The sequence below is a fragment of the Vibrio splendidus genome (assembly GCF_001557875.1).
Classification (GTDB): domain Bacteria; phylum Pseudomonadota; class Gammaproteobacteria; order Enterobacterales; family Vibrionaceae; genus Vibrio; species Vibrio splendidus_F.
Window position 1 is genome coordinate 1,450,389 of record NZ_LNRF01000001.1, and the last position, 17,733, is coordinate 1,468,121.

The window sequence follows — 17,733 nt, forward strand, 5'->3', positions numbered from 1 at the left end:
CCTATACAGTTTGTGGCTGGTCAGAACCAAGAACAACGTAAGTAAAGCTAGTGCCTCGCAGGTTTTCAAGGCTGTATGACGCACCATCTGGAACACTGAACACATCACCAGTGGTCAACACGACTTGCGCCTGCTCACCGTCTTGAACGATGTTTAACAACGTGTCACCTTCGAAGTTAATCAGTACCTGCTTCTCACTGCGTTTGTGTACTGGGATGCTTGCACCTTCAGTCAACTCATAAGCCATGATACTGACGTCATCAACGCTTTTAACTTGGAAGTCGTAGTCAGATGATGGGTGCCCTGTTAACGCAAACTGTTTAACGCCCGGCTTATCAAAATCACCAGAAACCTCTCGGTAATCCTTTTTCAGCGCAACAAAAGGCATCATCTGCTCAGCCGTGTAAGTATCAAATTTGCTCAACTCTTCGCTCGTTAGCAGAGGCATCAGCTCAGACTCATTTGGAATAGCATCACCGTCAATGGTATCAACCAATGTACCGTCTGCTTTTAGGTATAAGCCGTAACCTTGGCTATCCGTAATTACGCTTGGGTGCCAAACCACGCCACCGCCAGAGTTGTCACCACCTAACACAGAGTACATAAAGCCGTAATCACGCCCTACAACCTCAAAACCTCGGAACAGGTTCGCAGGAATCGAGATAACATCGCCGTGCGACAGTACCGCTTCGTGTTCACCTTCATTACCCCAGTAGAATCTAAACTGACCTTTGAAAACCACGAATAGCTCAGCAGTATGATGAGAGTGCAGAGAGTTCTTAATGCCTGGTGGCTGACCTGCAGCACCAATGTTAAAGCCTGCTGTTTCACGAATATGAACATGCTGACGGCTGCTTTCAGCCACACCAGCACCAATGATACAGAAGTTATCTTTTAGGTCGCTTCCCGGTGTACGTGCATCAATGAAAGCACTCGTGCCTGGGATAAGCTCCATGTAACGAACGAGATTGTTATTTATTGTATTTTGTAGGGTCATTCTAAATTCCTTCTTACCTAACCTAGCGGTCTTCCGCCATCGACTGCGATGGTGTTACCGGTTGAAAATGTCAGTAGCTCTGCAGCTGCATAAACGGCGTTGGCAACTTCTTCGTCACTCGCTAGTCGTTTAAGCGGTGTCGACTGCTCTTGTGCATTGCGCCATTCATCGTCTAAGCCTTTGACAAATTCGGTATCCACTAAGCCAGGAGCAACAGCGAGTACTCGGATATCTGGAGATAAAGCACGGCCTAATGAACGAGTCATGTTTTCAACCGCTGATTTACTCGCACAATACGCCACGTTACTGCCCATTGCGGTTTGTGCTGCAATCGAAGTGATGTTCACTACGCAACCCTTAGCGTTGCGAAGTAAAGGTTCAAACGCGCGAACCATTGCAAATGGAGCTCGAACATTGACGCGGAAGATCTTGTCTATCAGCTCATCATTCAAAGACGCTAAATCATTGTGCGCGACAAACTTCGTCATACCTGCACAGTTCACTAGCAAGTCTAATGAATCCGACGACTCTTTAACTTGGTCTGCTAATGCGCCAATCGCAGAGCTGTCTTCAACATTCAGTTGATACATCGCATGACCACAACCTTGTAAGCTGTCCAAGATCTGTTGAGCTCCAACCTCATTACTGTTGTAGGTAAAGACAACGCGATAGCCAGATTGCGCTAATTTGTGACATATGGCGGCACCAATGCCGCCACTGCCGCCTGTAACTAAGGCGAGTTTTGTCATGTTATGCCTCTACCGATTTTTCTTTGTAGCGACGTACACGAATGTCTGCTTGCTCTTTATGACCAGCGAAACCTTCTAGTGCACATAGACGTGAACAGTATTCACCGACTTTTAGTGAAGCCGCTTCAGTTACGCGCTGGTAAGTACATGTTTTAATGAATTTACCAACCCATAGACCGCCGGTGTAGCGCGCTGCTTTGTTTGTTGGCAGAGTATGGTTAGTGCCGATACATTTATCGCCGTAAGAAACGTTTGTCTCACGACCCAAGAACAACGCGCCGTAATTCGTCATGTTATCTAGGAAGTACTTAGGATCTTTTGTCATTACTTGTACGTGTTCAGAAGCAATGTCATCTGCCACTTCAACCATCTCTTCGTAGCTATCACACACAATAACTTGACCGTAGTTTTCCCAAGCCTTACCTGCCACTTCAGCAGTAGGAAGAATCGTTAGCTGACGCTCAATCTCTTTTACTGTCTCTTCTGCAAAAGTTTCGCTATTCGTTAGCAATACCGCTGGAGAGTTGTAACCGTGCTCAGCTTGACCAAGTAAGTCCGCTGCTGCTAATTCAGGGTCACACCCCTCTTCGTCTACAATCACAAGCGTCTCTGTTGGGCCAGCGAACAAATCGATACCAACACGACCAAACAGCTGACGTTTTGCCTCTGCGACAAATGCATTACCCGGACCAACGATCATATCTACTGGAGCAATCGTTTCTGTACCAAGTGCCATTGCACCTACCGCTTGTACGCCGCCAAAACAGTAAATCTCATCCGCACCAGCCATCGCCATTGCCGCAACAATCGCCACATTTGGTTGACCATTAAAAGGAGGAGCACAAGCAATCACACGCTTCACGCCAGCCACTTTCGCAGTAAGAACACTCATGTGTGCCGATGCAACCAATGGGTACTTACCACCTGGGATGTAACAACCAACACTGTTTACTGGCACGTTTTTGTGGCCCAATACAACACCCGGCATGGTCTCTACTTCTACATCATGCATTGAGTCACGTTGGATCTGAGCGAAGTTGCGAACTTGTGTTTGTGCAAATTCAATGTCGTGCTTAGTAGATTCGTCCAATGCGTCCACACATGCCTGAATTTGGTCATCTGTTAAGCGAAACTGCTCCGGAGACCAGTTATCAAATTTTTCTGAAAGCTCACGTACTGCACTGTCACCTTTCTTTTCGATGTCAGAAAGAATGTTCTCAACCGTTTGACGTACTTGCGCGTTGTTTGATGCTGATGCTTCTTCAGTTATGCCGTGTTTTAGAATGCGAGCCATGCTTAATTCTCCTTGTGGCGTATGCCTAGTGTTTACTTATGTGTAGTTTTAACAGAGTTTTTGTTTTGTATACTTTTGGATACGAATGCAAAATAAACATAAACATTTTTTTAACACTTGGCAAGTTCATTTCTCGATTTGAAAAATCAAATGCAACTTATTGTTTTAAAGATAAAAATCATTTCAAAATGGCCAGATACAGTACCTACTGGATTAAAATACAATCAATTTATGTTGCATTGATCACATTGTTTTTACTCTTTTTTTACAACAACACATGTTAAGTTTTGCATACCTTTGCAATGGAGAGATAAAAGAAATGGATAACTTTAAAAACACACTAAACCACGCAGAACTGCTCGGCACATTTGTCAAAACGCCTCACCCACACATCATTGAAGTGCTTGCGCTAGCAGAACTCCCTTTCATTGTGCTAGATGCGGAACACGCCCCTTTTGATAGATCGACACTGGATGCTTGTCTACTTGCTGCTCGTGCCAACCAACTGCCTTGCGTTGTTCGAGTCCAAGATAGCCAGCCATCGACCATACTGAATGCGCTAGATTGCGGTGCTACTGGAATTCAGATCCCACACGTATGCAGTGCAGAACAAGCAGAGAAACTGGTGAAAATGTCTCATTACGGTGAAGGCGGCCGAGGTTATGCCGGTTCAAGCCGAGCAGCAAAGTACGCAACCAAACCGATGGCAAAACACTTAGAAGATAGCCAAAATAACACCGTTGTAATTGCACAAATAGAAGACCCGGAGGGGGTGATAAATGCTGAATCTATAGCAAAAGTTGAAGGCATTGATGCATTGTTCATCGGTCAAGTTGATTTAGCCGTATCTTACGGATCAGCGAGCGTTAACGAAGAGTGCGTACGTGAAGCAAGCATCAAGATCATTGAGGCGGCTAAAAAAGCAAACAAACCTGTAGGTATGTTCGTCGCAAATGCTCAGGCTGCGCGTGACTGGAAAGAGCTTGGCGTGTCCTTCTTTTGTGTGGGTTCTGAACACAAAATGATCATTGATGGCTTTCGAAATGAGCAAGCCGTCATGAAATCATAATTTTTCTTTGTGATTTCAACGGTTACACGTATTGTAATTATCAAACCAGACTCATTGACTATGACGTTGCGCTTGGATTTATCGCGTTATAAGGAGATTCACCATAAAAGCGAAAGTTACTTCTATTGATGTCGCCAAGATGCTTGGCGTATCTCAATCTACCGTTTCTCGGGCATTTAGCCCGACTGCAAGTATCAGTGAGAAGAAGCGAAAAATGGTGATGGATGCCGCTACCAAGCTTGGCTATACACCCAACGCTATTGCTCGTAGCTTGATTTCTAATCGCTCAGGACTTGTAGCTATCGCACTCGATAGTGAATCGAACCCAATGTACGACTTGCAATCTCGTGCGCTCGCGATGGAAATTCAAAAGCGTGGCGGTCAAGTTGTACTCTGCCCTATCGACAAAGATGACCTCGATCTGGCTATCTCACGTGCAATTGAATATCAAGTTGATGGTTTAATCATCGCCACCAGCCGTCTCACCTCCCGAGCGTTTGCACAATGTGAAAAGTTTGGCGTTCACTTAAGCCTGATTAACCGCTATACAGAAAGCATTAATGCGAACAGCGCTGGTTTAGACAACCAGCAAGCTGGCACACAAGCGGCTGATTATTTACTTGATAAAGGCTACCAACAGCTGGCATACGTAAGTGGTGACGCAGGATCAATGACCAGTGACAAACGTTGGTTAGGCTTCTCTGAAACCGCAAAAACACGTGAAGCGGCCTCCCCTATTTTCATCAACGCAAAATACAGTTTTGAAGCAGGATTAGAGGCAGCAAAAGAGCTAATGGAACACACATCAAAACCTGACGCCGTGTTCTGTGCCAATGATATTCTCGCAATGGGCGTTATGGATGGTTTAAGAAAGCTTGGGTGTAACATCCCACAAGACTTTGCAATCATGGGCGTGGATGATATCCCTATGGCAGCTTGGCCAAGCTATGACCTCACTACCATTGCCCAGCCTATCGATAAAATCGTGAAAAGTGCCGTCGAAGACTTGATGCAACGAATTAACGACAATGAAGATGCGAAGGGCGAGTACCTGCTCGAACCTGGCACCATTATAGAACGAGGCAGTACAGCCAAGGGCTCTTAAGAGTGTTTAATCCCCTTTAACAAACTTGCTGCAAACCAGCTCATTCAACGCCGGTAATTTTAGACTAAAAGCCCTAATCTCGTATTAGGGCTTTTTCTGTGATCTCGCCTAAAAATTCATCTATTGATATTAACTTCACTATCAAATCACCCCGATTGTTATTGACTTGTTAGCTCTGTGTTTATATTTTGGATTCGTATGCAAAATTAGGATATGAAGTGCGGATAAATAACCCACTGAACAACATGGCTCAAATGAATGCACATAAAAGCCATGTGATGAACAAGGAAGAATGATGAAACGCGCAATCTTTACCTCAATTACAGCCCTCGGCTTAACGCTGTCTAGCATGAATACCTTTGCAAGCAATGTGATCCGCCTTGCTCACGACAGCCAAGAAACATCACCCGTTCACAAAGCGATGCTTCACTTCGAAAAAGAGTTGGAATCTCGCTCTAACGGAGAGCTTGAAGTTGAAATCTACCCAGCCCGTCAACTGGGCGATGTAAGAGAAACCACAGAGCTTGTTCAGCAAGGTAACTTACAGATGACGTTTGGTGCATCGGTGCTGCTTTCACCTTACGTACCTGAGTTCAACGTACTTGATGTCTTCTACCTGTTTGAAGACGAAGCGCAAGCACACAAAGCGCTGGACAGCGACAAGATTGGCAAACCACTTCTTACATCAATGGAATCAAAAGGCTTTCATGGCTTAGGCTTCATGGAAGTTGGTTTCCGCAGCATCACCAATAACAAGCAACCTATTAACAGCATTGAAGACTTGAACAGCTTAAAGATTCGTTCAGCGTCTAACCCAACACAAATCAGTGCTTGGAAGTCGGTAGGTACGGCACCGACACCGCTTTCTTGGGGTGAAATCTTCACTTCGCTACAACAAGGCTTAATCAATTCACAAGAAAGCGCGGTCTACTCTATTTACGCTGAGCGTTTTTATGAAGCACAAGAGTACCTATCGCTAACTAATCATATTTACACTAACTACGTGCTATTCATGAATAAAGAGTTCTGGGATTCTCTACCGAGTGATCAGCAAACTCTAATCAATGAAGTAAGCCAAGAAACCATCGCAGTACAGCGTGATCTCGCGGCTAAACAGAACCAAGAAGTCATTAAAGAACTTGAAGCGAAAGGCATGACAGTCAACGTAGTGCCAACCGACGTTCGTGCTCAAATGAAAGAAAAGATGAATGCAGCGGTTTACCAAGAGCTTCGTAGCAAAACCGGTGAAGCGCTATTCGACAGTGTGATCACAGAAATAGAGCAACTCTAATTAACTGATCACGATTGCTAGCCCTTCATGGGTGCCCGTTATTGACTCAGGCTTTGAGGCTTCACTTTAAAACCAAGCTTTTAAAAATCGCTTTATAGATAAGCAGCTTTTAAGCCTGAGGTGCAGTTCATTCATTGGCATTCAATGCCCTTTTCAACACTCTTTGGAGTTACGTATGAAATGGTTTCGCCTGTTCGACCGATACTTCGAACCAACACTGATCGTACTTTCTATCTCGTTGATGACCGCTCTACTCTGTTTACAGATAGCATTGCGCCTATTCGACGCTTCAATTGCTTGGGCAGAAGAACTTGCCCGCTACCTTTTCGTTTGGGCGATGTACTTAAGCATCAGCTACTGTATTCGTGATGATCGACATATTCGCATTCGCCTGTTCATCGATAAACTACCTGGCAATTTAACCCACTACGCTTTGATTCTTTCTGATCTTATTTACCTTGCCTTCAGCTGCACCGTTGCCTGGTTTGGTTTCAAAGTGATTGGTCGAAGCCTGAAACTGGGCCAAATCGCTCCTGCAATGGAAATCCCGATTGCATGCTTATATGCCTCTGTACTTGTTTGTGCCGTGCTCAGCGCCATTCGCCTTGTCGTTAGCATCAATAAGCGCATTTCAATTATTGCTTACTCACCAAAGTCGGTTCGACTCACACAACACCGTTACCGTCACTTGAAAGCAAAACACCGCACTTCTAACCGCTTGTTGGAGCTAAGCTTATGACCTCTGCTTTGTTATTTGGTAGTTTCGGATTACTGATTCTTATTGGCGTTCCCGTAGGTATTGCACTCGCAGGTGCCAGCATGCTGGCAATCTTAAGCCTACCCTTCTTAAATATCGAATTTTTAGTTCAGGGCTTAGTGACAGGCCTAGACTCTTTCCCACTATTGGCCGTAGTACTCTTCACATTGGCCGGTAACTTAATGAGCCAAGGCGGTATATCAAAACGCCTTTTGCATGTTGCTGAAGTCTTCTTTGGTCACTTCACTGGTGGTTTAGGGATTGTGGCGATCGTTGCGTGTATGTTCTTTGCCTCCATCTCTGGTACAGGTTCAGCAACCGTTGCGGCTATTGGCTTAACCATGATTCCGTCTATGGTTAAAAAAGGCTACGACCGAAGCTTTGCCGGTGCCTTGATCGCTTCGTCTGGCGGTATCGGTGTGATTATTCCACCATCTGTTGTGATGATCGTATATGCCATTACTGCAGAAGTGTCTGTAACGAAAATGTTCATGGCCGGCATTATCCCCGGGGTTGTCGTCGGGCTCGTCCTTATCGGTTACTGTTTGATCGTATCTAAAATCCGCGGCTACAAAGGTAACGATAAGAAAGCAACATGGCCTGAGAGAATGGCAGCGCTTAAAGAAGCGATTTGGGCAATGCTATTGCCCGTAATCATTCTTGGCGGCATCTACTCTGGTGTATTCACGCCAACTGAATCTGCGGCGATTGGTGTGTTATACGGCTTGTTTTTCGGCATGTTTGTTTACAAAGAGCTGGATTACAAAAAGGTCGTGAAGATCATTTTAGAATCTTCGTTATTGGTAGGTGCAGTACTTGTGATTGTGGGCGCTTCAGTTACCTTTGGTCGAATCCTAACGCTTGAGCGTCTACCAACCGAGATCGCACAGTTCATTCTGTCTATCACGGAAAACAAGCTGCTCATCTTGCTATGTATCACCGCACTGCTACTGATCGTCGGTACATTCATGGAGACATTAGCGGCGATTGTTATCTTAACTCCAATCCTGCTGCCTATCGTGACCGCATTAGGAATGGACCCAATTCACTTTGGTATCGTGATGATCGTGAACCTAGCCATCGGGTTTGTCACTCCCCCACTCGGCGCCAACTTATTTATGGCCAGCCAAGTAGGTAACGTGCCGATTGAATCCTTGTCTCGGGCGATTTTAGGCTGGATTGGTGCCATGCTCGTCGCTTTGATGATCATTACCTTTGTGCCAGCGATATCACTGTTCCTTCCAGAATTATTGTCTTAAGCGTACCCATCAACAAAGCCACTCAATATTCATCTTTGAGTGGCTTTTTCAATCCAACCATTCCCAAACTTATCGTTGCATGCGCATCCATTTTAAACTAAACAAATCTAAACAAAAAATTAACAATCCGAGTGAAGTTCCATCATATAAGAATAATTACTCTAAATCCCCTCTCGTCATCACTTCGATATAATAAATCGTCACAGAGCACTCTCTGGTATAATGCCCACCTCGCCGCACCCAAAATAAAATCAACAAATACAATTAGTTGCACAGACAAACACTACATTTCAACCTAATTATTTTGTTCATATACACTAGATAAATATGGAACCATCACTCAATTATCTTACTGAGAACCGTATTTTGAGAGTTGTTAAAAAACAGATCCAACCCACAATAAAAAAACATATGCAAAACACCTCATTGACACAGTGATAACAAAAGGCAATATTGGATACGTAACCAAAAAAAATCCAATAACTAATTTTATGACGCATCAGGAGGTGATTAATGGCTATGGTTGGCTTTGATTCTAAATGGCAAGATTTTCCGGATTACATATTAGGTATCACTAAAGAAATTTGGGAAGATCGAGGTCTGAGTACCCTACATAACTATTACTCACCTGACATTATCGTCCGTACCCCACTCTCCATCACCGAGGGAAACGAAAAGGTCATCAGCGCGACCATGGGCACACTAACCGAGTTCCCGAACCGTACCTTATTGGGTGAAGACGTTATTTGGTCAGGGACTCCTGAGCAAGGCATGCTTTCATCACACCGAATCATTTCAACAGCTACTCACACTAATGATGGTGTATTTGGTAAAGCCACGAACAAAACACTTAAGTTTCGAATTATCGCTGACTGCCATGCCATCAATAACCAAATCAATGACGAGTGGATGATCCGAGACATCGCTGCGATTGCAAACCAACTGGGTATGAAGTCAGAAGAGTACGCTCGTCAACAAATCGAAATAGAGGGTGGTGTTGAGCAATGCCCCTTCCCTTTCACTCCCCAAGTCGACATTCAAGGCCCTTACCTTGGTGTAGGAAATGACAATGAATACGGTCAGCGCTATGAAGACATACTGCGACGTGTAATGAGTGCTGAGTTCTCGGTAATCCCAAAAGAATATGACCGAGCTTGTATCGGTGAATACACGGGTGGTCAAACTGCACTATCTCATAACGAGATCGACCAGTTTTGGATGTCACTGCGCTCTTCATTTCCGAACGCGGAGTTCAAAATTCACCACCGTATTGGTCGCAATGACGAAATGATGTCACCTCGTGCGGCTATTCGTTGGTCGCTACAAGGCAAGCATGAAGGCTACGGCATGTTTGGAAAGCCTACAGGCAAAGACGTTTACATCATGGGAATCAGCCATGCAGAGTTTGGACCTTGGGGCCTACGCAGAGAATTTACTTTACTTGATGAAAGTGCTGTCTGGAAACAGATTCTCATCCAAATCGGTTAACTATATAAGGAAGTATTATGTTGAACAGCTTGATAGAAAATTTCTACAGAACCTATTTTAACGCTCACTCATCCGAACGGACTCAAGTAGCTCAAGAGATGCTAAATGCTGACGTTAAATGGTGTGTCGCTCATCCGATTAACGACGTCTCTGGTGTCGATGCGACTGAGCAAGCGTTTCTATTACCGCTAATAAACTCGCTACCTGATGTTGAACGACGCCCTTCAATCATTATGCAAGGTGAATACGAAGGCCGCACTTGGGTAAACTCTACTGGCTACTTTGTTGGTACATTTTTAAAACCGTTATTTGGTATCCCAGCAACAGGAAAAACACTCTACTTGCGCTACACCGAAATGGTTTGCACCCAAGATGGTCAAATTATTGAGTCCTATCTAATCCCTGATTTTATTGATGCAATGAACCAAGCTGGCGTGAGTCCGTTACGCAAGAGCCTAGGCCATGCAGGATTAGTCCCTACCCCAGCGACTCAAGACGGAATACAGACCGGTAGCATCGCAGCGGAAGACAGCGAGAAAAGCCAAAAGCTCGTGCTAGACATGTTGGCTTGCTTGGGTCGATTTGATGGTAAACGCCTTGATTCAATGGATCTAGAAAACTACTGGCATGACGACTTCATGTGGTACGGACCAGCTGCGATTGGTACGACACGTGGAATCCAAGGTTTCCGCGACCACCACCAAGGACCATTTGTATTTGCCTTCCCTGATCGAAGTGTCGATATCGAGCTCAATATTTTGTCCAAAAATGACTACGTATCCACAGGTGGCTGGCCACACATGCACGGTACACATACTGGCACCAGTGGCTGGTTGGGATTGGCACCGACAGGCAAGCACATCGAGCTTCGCGTTATGGATATCTGGCGACGAGAAGGCGAACTACTCAAGGAGAACTGGGTCGCTATCGATATCGCACACATCTTAAAACAGCTTGGTTACGATCTGTTTGAGCAAATGGAAGAACAATTAAAAGGACGTGAGCATGTATGAGTTTGGAGCTTTAAACTGGACAATTCTCGGTACCTATATCGTCCTGACTTTAGTTATGGGAGCACTGGTTGGTAGACGCGTGACTTCCGCCAACCAATTTGCATTAGGCGATAGAAATATTCCATGGTGGGCCATCGGTATTTCTGTTGTGTGTACCTATGTTAGTGCGATGTCTTTCTTAGGTGGACCAGCTTGGTCTTACAAAGAAGGCTTGTCAGTGATCGCTATCCACCTAAACTACCCTTTGGTGATTTTCTTTATCGTTGCTGTGTTTATGCCGTTTTTCTACAACAACGGTCTCACTTCAATTTATGAATATCAAGAACGACGCTTTGGTAAAGCCTCACGTATCACTCTGTCTTTGATTTTCTTGATTAAACAAGCGATAAGCTCAGCAGCAGTCTTATATGCGACCTCATTAATCCTTGAGTTCATTACCGGTATCGACGTTACGTACTGCATCGTCATTGTCACTGTTATCGCGCTAATCTATACCGTCATGGGAGGAATTGCCGCCGTTATTTGGACAGATGTCATTCAAGCGGTCATTCTGTTTCTTGGGGCATTCATCATCATCGAAGCCGTTTGGAATGGCATGCCACAACCAATGACTGAAGTGATGCAAGATCTGAAGTCACAAGGCATGACCAATGCACTACAAACTAATTTAGATTTGAGCCAAGTTACCACCGTATGGGCTGGCGTTATCGCCATGACAATGTTCCACACTACGGTGTATGGCGGTAACCAAATGATGGTTCAACGCTGCATGGCAGCGAAAAGCATGGGTGATGCGAAAAAAGCGATGCTAATGATGGGTTACGTTGCGTTCTTCATCTACTTCGTATTCATTCTATTAGGCGTGTTATTTAACGCTTACTACGATGGTAAAGAGTTTGAGAATGGCAACACCATTATCCTGCACTATGCCAGCGAATATGGTATGCCGGGGCTGATGGGAATCATCGCCGCAGCTATTCTTGCAGCAAGTATGTCGAGCCTAGACTCCGCTTTTAACTCTATGGCTACCGTCTCTGTTACTGACTTCTATAAACGCTTTTACAAGAAAAACGAGTCAGAGGAACATTACCTCAAAGTATCGCGTTTCTTCACGGTTATGTGGGCGCTATGTATCATCATCCCAGCCTTCATGTTTGCAACCAGTACAGGCTCAGTTTTAGAGATATTAAGTAAAGCGGGTTCCTATTTTGTAGGTGCAAACTTCTGTATGTTCGTGCTTGGTTTCTACTCCAAACATATTACAGAAAAGGGACTATTAATTGGTGTCGCAGCAAGCTTCTTAGCAATCTGGTATGTAGCAGTAGCGACTGATATCGCTTGGCCTTGGTACTGTGTCATCGGTGTTTTCGTGAATGCAATTGTCGCGTACGCAGCAAGCTTGCTGCTAACTGGCAAACAAAAAGAAATGCACCTTTATACAGTCAAAGGTCAACAAGCAGAGTACGCGCGTTTGAACAAACCGATCAAAGAAGACGGTTGGTATGTTGTTCCGGGTAAAGTCGATGCACCTTGTTGGGGACTACTCGTGATGTTTGTATTCTCGCTCGTTCTACTGTGGGGGATTAACGAGTTCATTGAGAATGCACCGATGTTGATTAACTTTATCCGTATCTGCTCTGTCATTGTTGCGGCAAGTGTCATAGGTTATATGATTTACTCATTCAAGCGATCTAAGACGTCAAATGAAGTAGAACAAACCAGCTAGAGTTATCCTCAAATTAAACTAGCTCCAACAAAAAAGGCTCACTAGATAGTGAGCCTTTTTATGTCTATTCAACGTAAAACCGAGGTTTAACGTTGCTTCAGTCTTAAAAGAACAACGTTAGAAGAACTCAATCGAATTACGGCCGCTTTTGTCATCACGTGTTGGCTTAGGTGCATCCGCTTTCTTTTTCGGTTTCTTCTCTTTTTTCTCTTTCTTTGGCTCAGCCTTTGCGCTTAGCATTTCTGCTTTGCTTTTCTTAGATTCTTTCTTCTTAGAATCCTTTTTAGACTGACCTTTCTTCGCCTTGTTCTCTTTTTTAGGCGCTTCTTTCTTTTTCGGCTTTTCTAATTCTTCTTGTACTGGCTGATCACACACCACTACATAGTATTCTTGGTTGAATTCAAAAAAGTCGCCATCGTACATTTTACGACGCTTACGCGTTTCCAGCTCACCATTTACCGCTACGTAGCCTTCAGAGATGATGTGTTTAGCTTCACCGCCACCACTCACTAGGTTAGCAATTTTAAACACCTTGTAGAGCTCGATTGGCTGTGATGAAACATCAATACCAATTGCTTCAATTTCAATCTCTTCGCCTTCTTCGCCCAGCTCTTGGCCTTCGTAATCAGCGTCTTCGTAATGTTCTTGGTCCATGGTGACCTCTACCTAAATATGTACTTCTGAAATATTGGGCGCAGTGTAATCTTAAAACAACTAAATGACCATGTTGAATTATGGTTCAAGCATCTAGTTCACTGGATTAAAGCTATCTTTAGCGCCATAAAACGAAAGAAGAGAACTAACGTCATTAGCTCTCTTCTTATTTAAACCATAGCTCAGTTACCGCTTGTTAGGTCGCTAAACCATAGATAGCTCACCCTAGTGCGTTAAAAGAACCACTTCACGCCGACTTCAGCCTTGAGCTCGTAGTCACCTTCTAGCGTAACGCCCGTTGGTAGAGTGACATCTGCAGACGCGTATTGCAGTTTCGTCATTAGCCACTGAGTTCGGTCTTCCTTAATAGGAGCGTTCATCATGACATTAAAAGACGTCGACTCAAGTTCCACTGTATCGCCAGAAACGTTCATGTATTCAGGCCATGCTTGAACAAACGCGCCAGAATCTCCCATTGGGATGGTGGCAAACAGGTTTAGCATGTAGCCGTCTGCGGTTTCACCAAACACTTCACCGATGGTGTAGTTTACGTTTGGAAACAGCATTGCACCGCCGGTATAAGCAGGGTTGATCAAGCCGATTGCACCGACAGACATCAACGTGTTGTCATCCAAGCCCAGTGCTGAGTTCTTAGTGTGGATGAAGTCTGCCATGAAGCCAACACGTGGCATCAATGAGCTATCAATCGCCGATACTTGGAAATATTGAGCTCGGCTACCAAGGTAATCAACGCCCATTGAATCTTTGCCAGGCTTAGCATCGGAGTCGCCAAAGTTACCTTCGATAAAGCCACCGAACTGAGTCGTTTCAGACCATGCTCCTGTTAGCATTGAAGACAAACGGATATCAGCGTCAGAAGTAACAAAAAAAGCCGCTTGCGTATAAACACGAGTTAGATCCGATGGATCAATCACTTGGCTTTCTTCTTCATTCGCAAAAGCAGTACCAGACATTGCAGCTAACATTGAAGCGGTCAGTAATAGTTTTTTCATGTGTAAACCTTATTCTCATTGGAGCCATAGCCGCTTCCGTACTCACATGGCTCATGTTTAATAACTTGGTCAGAGAAATACTCCCTGCCTCCCTCAATTATCAGACGATAAAAACAATCTTTAAAATTCATAACGAGGGGTGAAAACCATCAATAAAGCAACAACACACCTTTGCCGCCACTTTATTGAGGCTATGGGTTACTGTTGTTTCGTTTTCAGTTTTTCACGAAGCGTTTGGAAAATGGCATAGAAGCCCGGAGTCATCATCGAACCGACCACCAGCACCATCAACATTCCACCCAGTAGTGCCAATCCAGTGGTGTTCTGAGAGATAGCCCCTGCACCATTGGCAAACACCAAAGGCAAGATGCCAAGAATGAATGACCATGACGTCATGTTTACGGCTCTAAAACGCATCTTGCCGCCTTGAATCGCTGCCTCTTCGATACTTAAACCTTGAGTTTCACGCTTCAGCTTTGAGAACTCGACCATCAAAATCGCGTTCTTGGCTGCAAGGGAAATTAATAGAATCAAGCCAATTTGACCGTAGATAGACAAGGCTTGCCCACCCGCTAATAGCGCCGCGAAGGTACCCACAGCAGCGGTTGGAGCCACAATGATGATCGCAGCAGGCAGAGCCCACGATTCGTACTGAGCTACAAGGAACAAGTAGATGAATACCAGTGCTAAAACCAGAGCGATTTGAGCCGTGTTCCCCGCCAACTTCTCTTGATAAGCCATGTTCGTCCACTCATAGGTGTAACCCTGAGTTAAAACTTCCTCGGCAATGCGCTCCATTGCATCAATCGCTTCACCAGATGAGTAACCTGGAGCTGGATTTAGCTGCAAACGTGCCGCAGGTAACATGTTGTAGCTTGTGACGAGATCAGGCTCTAATGTCGGTTCAATCGTTGCGACAGCAGACAGCGGAACTTGCTCGCCAAGCGCCGACGGGACATGTATGCGTAACACATCAGATAGATCATTTCGTTGTTCCCCTTTAGCTTGAACAAAAACTCGGTAGCTTCTTCCGTTTAGGGCAAAGTCATTAACGTATGAAGACGCCAAATGTGTCGCCATCGCATCGTTAATTGCACTGAGTGGTACGCCTAACTGACGCGCTTTCTCGCGATCAACTTCGACGTTGTAATGTGGAACATTTGCACGATAAGTCGTCATCGCATTGGTGATTTCTGGCGCTTGATTTGCCGCTGCCATCATCGCGTAAGTCACTTGCGCGAGTTCTTGAGCAGTGCGGCCAGACGTGTCTTGCACCATAAACTCAAGTGCATCACCGATACCAATACCTGGAATAGGTGGTAGACCCATCGCGATGCTCATCGACTTATCAATGCCATACAATTGCATGTTGATGCGCTGGGCGACCGCAGCTTGTGTATGGTCGCCATCCATTGCAAGACGCTCATCCCAGTCTTTCAAATTGACAAACATGGTTGCTGAGTTAGCGGCAACACCGCCGGTCAGAGCATTGAAACCAATCGCACCTGCGAAATCTTCAATTGCTGGGTCTTGGTTTAATACCGCTTCAGCTTGACGGATCAAGTCATGAGTACGCTCTTTCGACGCGTTGTCAGGCAAGAACATAGCGAGCGCCAACACGCCTTTGTCTTCAGCTGGAACAAATGCCGTCGGTAGCTTGTCATTCATCACAACCATGGCAGCAATAGCCACTGCGAACGAAACCAGAAGCACTGCTGATTTGCGAACCAATAAAGACACTGCTTTGCCGTAAGCCGTCGTCACTTTATTGAACATTGCATTGAATGCCACAAACCACTTAGCAGGCTTAGGATTGCGCTTCATAACCATTGCACATAGTGCAGGTGACAAAGTGAGTGCATTGATAGCGGATAGCACCAAAGCGATACAGATGGTGATAGAGAACTGAGCAAACATCAGCCCCGTGATACCTGGCAGCAATGCCACTGGAATAAACACCGCGAGCATGACCAATGTCGAAGCGACAATCGGACCAGTTACTTCTTTCATCGCTCGATTGGTTGCTTCTTTGGCATCAATAGTTTGGTTTTCATTAAGAATGCGTTCTACGTTCTCAACCACCAAAATTGCATTGTCCACCACGATACCAATCGCCAGAATCAAGCCAAATAAGGTAACGGTATTGATACTAAAGCCACCCATTTGCATGAAAGCAAAAGTACCAATTAAAGAAACAGGAATCGCAACCACAGGTGCAAGTGTTGTTCTCACATTACCTAAGAACAGGTAAGTCACCGCAATCACAAGCCCGACAGCAACAATTAAGGTTTCAACGATACTGCGAATAGACGCTTCAACCGATAAAGTGGTGTCGTATGGGATCGCGTATGTCATTCCTGCAGGCATGATGCTTTCAATGTCTTTCAATACCGACTTAACCGCAGCGCCTGTTTCCAAAGCGTTGGCATCTGGGTTTGCCTGCATTGCAACTAAAGCGGCATCTCCGCCATTGTAGGTTGCATAGGCATCATAGAATTGGCTGCCAATCTCTACGTTTGATACATCTTTCAGATAGATTTGATTGCCGTCCGCTAACGTTTTTACAATAATTTTTTCAAACTCTTCTGCACTCGACAGTCGACCTTGTGTGATCAAGTTAAACTGCAATGCGGCATTTTCACGGCTAGGACCTTGCCCAATTCGCCCCGCAGGCACTACCGCATTTTGTTCACGAATCGCGTTCTTCACATCAAATGTTGTCACGCCTAGTGACGCCATACGGTCCATATCAAGCCACACACGCATGCCATAGGTCGCACCAATCAAATCGCTGCTCGCCAAGCCAGAGATACGAGCGATACGCTCCATGAAGTTTGATTCAACCCAGCTGTTTAGCTCTAGCTCTGACATCGATTGATCTTCAGAGTAGAAAGCAATCGCAAGCAAGTCATCCGGCGCGGCTTTACGAATACGCACACCACGAGCACGAACTTCAAACGGCAGCATGTTTTCAGCAACGGCAACGCGGTTAGATACGTTAACCATCGCCATATCGGCATCAACGCTGTTATCAAAGGTAATGTTTAAAAAGTAACGGCCATCGTTGGTTGAACGCGACTGCATGTAAACCATGCCATCAACGCCGTTCACTTCCTCTTCGATTGGATTACCAATCACCTCTTTTACGGTTTCAGCACTGGCACCCGGCATGAACGCCACCACACGAACTTGTGGAGGCGTTACGCTTGGGTACTCTGAAATCGGCATGGTTTTAATCGCAATCAAACCAATCAAGGTCAGGAAGATCGAGATAACAAATGCAAATTTCGGTCGGTCGATAAAAAATTTACTGAGCAT

14 protein-coding genes are annotated in these 17,733 nt (G+C 45.1%); 8 read left to right on the forward strand and 6 right to left on the reverse strand.

All coding sequences use genetic code 11. From position 1 onward, the window contains the following. Position 1 precedes the first annotated feature (1 nt). The 3 genes from ATB74_RS06130 to hisD are packed head-to-tail and all read right to left on the reverse strand — an operon-like array spanning position 2 to position 3,040. Complete coding sequence (locus tag ATB74_RS06130; protein ID WP_061017255.1) at positions 2-997, reverse strand: cupin domain-containing protein; 996 nt, start codon at positions 995-997, stop codon at positions 2-4. 17 nt (positions 998-1,014) lie between these two features. Continuing rightward, positions 1,015-1,746 carry an SDR family NAD(P)-dependent oxidoreductase gene (locus ATB74_RS06135; RefSeq protein WP_061017257.1) on the reverse strand — a complete coding sequence of 244 codons (732 nt, stop codon included), beginning with the start codon at positions 1,744-1,746 and terminating at the stop codon, positions 1,015-1,017. Position 1,747: 1 nt separating this feature from the next. Then, on the reverse strand, positions 1,748-3,040 hold the full coding sequence (gene hisD, locus ATB74_RS06140) for a histidinol dehydrogenase (RefSeq protein ID WP_061017259.1): 1,293 nt from the start codon (positions 3,038-3,040) through the stop codon (positions 1,748-1,750). A 319-nt stretch (positions 3,041-3,359) separates the two neighbouring features. Here hisD and ATB74_RS06145 point away from each other — a divergent pair, with 319 nt between their 5' ends. The 8 genes from ATB74_RS06145 to ATB74_RS06180 all read left to right on the forward strand — a co-directional run bounded on the left by ATB74_RS06145 (position 3,360) and on the right by ATB74_RS06180 (position 12,748). Further along, complete coding sequence (locus tag ATB74_RS06145) at positions 3,360-4,109, forward strand: HpcH/HpaI aldolase family protein (RefSeq protein WP_061017262.1); 750 nt, start codon at positions 3,360-3,362, stop codon at positions 4,107-4,109. A 139-nt stretch (positions 4,110-4,248) separates the two neighbouring features. Beyond that, a complete protein-coding gene (locus ATB74_RS06150; RefSeq protein WP_061017264.1) occupies positions 4,249-5,214 on the forward strand; it encodes a LacI family DNA-binding transcriptional regulator in 966 nt (321 codons plus the stop codon). A gap of 295 nt (positions 5,215-5,509) precedes the next feature. After that, positions 5,510-6,505 carry a DctP family TRAP transporter solute-binding subunit gene (locus ATB74_RS06155; protein ID WP_061017266.1) on the forward strand — a complete coding sequence of 332 codons (996 nt, stop codon included), beginning with the start codon at positions 5,510-5,512 and terminating at the stop codon, positions 6,503-6,505. Positions 6,506-6,680: 175 nt separating this feature from the next. Beyond that, a complete protein-coding gene (locus ATB74_RS06160; RefSeq protein ID WP_061017268.1) occupies positions 6,681-7,244 on the forward strand; it encodes a TRAP transporter small permease in 564 nt (187 codons plus the stop codon). Continuing rightward, entirely contained in the window at positions 7,241-8,521 is a 1,281-nt protein-coding gene (locus ATB74_RS06165; RefSeq protein ID WP_061017271.1) for a TRAP transporter large permease, read from the forward strand. Before ATB74_RS06160 ends, ATB74_RS06165 begins: the two co-directional genes overlap by 4 nt. Positions 8,522-9,034: 513 nt before the next feature. After that, positions 9,035-10,009 carry an ester cyclase gene (locus ATB74_RS06170; RefSeq protein ID WP_061017273.1) on the forward strand — a complete coding sequence of 325 codons (975 nt, stop codon included), beginning with the start codon at positions 9,035-9,037 and terminating at the stop codon, positions 10,007-10,009. Positions 10,010-10,026: 17 nt separating this feature from the next. Beyond that, positions 10,027-11,022, forward strand: a complete 996-nt coding sequence (locus tag ATB74_RS06175) for an ester cyclase (protein ID WP_061017276.1) — start codon at positions 10,027-10,029, stop codon at positions 11,020-11,022. Then, positions 11,015-12,748 carry a sodium:solute symporter family transporter gene (locus tag ATB74_RS06180; protein WP_061017278.1) on the forward strand — a complete coding sequence of 578 codons (1,734 nt, stop codon included), beginning with the start codon at positions 11,015-11,017 and terminating at the stop codon, positions 12,746-12,748. Before ATB74_RS06175 ends, ATB74_RS06180 begins: the two co-directional genes overlap by 8 nt. A 117-nt stretch (positions 12,749-12,865) precedes the next feature. Here ATB74_RS06180 and ATB74_RS06185 read toward each other — a convergent pair whose 3' ends face one another. From ATB74_RS06185 to ATB74_RS06195, 3 genes are all read right to left on the reverse strand, one after another. Continuing rightward, a complete protein-coding gene (locus tag ATB74_RS06185; RefSeq protein ID WP_061017280.1) occupies positions 12,866-13,402 on the reverse strand; it encodes an RNA-binding S4 domain-containing protein in 537 nt (178 codons plus the stop codon). 233 nt (positions 13,403-13,635) lie between these two features. Further along, the gene (locus ATB74_RS06190; RefSeq protein WP_061017282.1) at positions 13,636-14,415 is read right to left on the reverse strand and encodes a hypothetical protein; all 780 of its coding nucleotides are present in this window, start codon (positions 14,413-14,415) and stop codon (positions 13,636-13,638) included. Between the two features lie 198 nt (positions 14,416-14,613). After that, positions 14,614-17,733, reverse strand: coding sequence for an efflux RND transporter permease subunit (locus ATB74_RS06195; protein WP_061017284.1), 3,120 nt, complete (start codon positions 17,731-17,733; stop codon positions 14,614-14,616).

Bases quoted from the DNA above. Each gene is read 5' to 3' on its own strand.
- ATB74_RS06130 (WP_061017255.1), bottom strand. From the start codon at position 997: ATGACCCTACAAAATACAATAAATAACAATCTCGTTCGTTACATGGAG.
- ATB74_RS06135 (WP_061017257.1), bottom strand. From the start codon at position 1,746: ATGACAAAACTCGCCTTAGTTACAGGCGGCAGTGGCGGCATTGGTGCC.
- hisD (WP_061017259.1), bottom strand. From the start codon at position 3,040: ATGGCTCGCATTCTAAAACACGGCATAACTGAAGAAGCATCAGCATCA.
- ATB74_RS06145 (WP_061017262.1), top strand. From the start codon at position 3,360: ATGGATAACTTTAAAAACACACTAAACCACGCAGAACTGCTCGGCACA.
- ATB74_RS06150 (WP_061017264.1), top strand. From the start codon at position 4,249: ATGCTTGGCGTATCTCAATCTACCGTTTCTCGGGCATTTAGCCCGACT.
- ATB74_RS06155 (WP_061017266.1), top strand. From the start codon at position 5,510: ATGAAACGCGCAATCTTTACCTCAATTACAGCCCTCGGCTTAACGCTG.
- ATB74_RS06160 (WP_061017268.1), top strand. From the start codon at position 6,681: ATGAAATGGTTTCGCCTGTTCGACCGATACTTCGAACCAACACTGATC.
- ATB74_RS06165 (WP_061017271.1), top strand. From the start codon at position 7,241: ATGACCTCTGCTTTGTTATTTGGTAGTTTCGGATTACTGATTCTTATT.
- ATB74_RS06170 (WP_061017273.1), top strand. From the start codon at position 9,035: ATGGCTATGGTTGGCTTTGATTCTAAATGGCAAGATTTTCCGGATTAC.
- ATB74_RS06175 (WP_061017276.1), top strand. From the start codon at position 10,027: ATGTTGAACAGCTTGATAGAAAATTTCTACAGAACCTATTTTAACGCT.
- ATB74_RS06180 (WP_061017278.1), top strand. From the start codon at position 11,015: ATGTATGAGTTTGGAGCTTTAAACTGGACAATTCTCGGTACCTATATC.
- ATB74_RS06185 (WP_061017280.1), bottom strand. From the start codon at position 13,402: ATGGACCAAGAACATTACGAAGACGCTGATTACGAAGGCCAAGAGCTG.
- ATB74_RS06190 (WP_061017282.1), bottom strand. From the start codon at position 14,415: ATGAAAAAACTATTACTGACCGCTTCAATGTTAGCTGCAATGTCTGGT.
- ATB74_RS06195 (WP_061017284.1), bottom strand. From the start codon at position 17,733: ATGCTCAGTAAATTTTTTATCGACCGACCGAAATTTGCATTTGTTATC.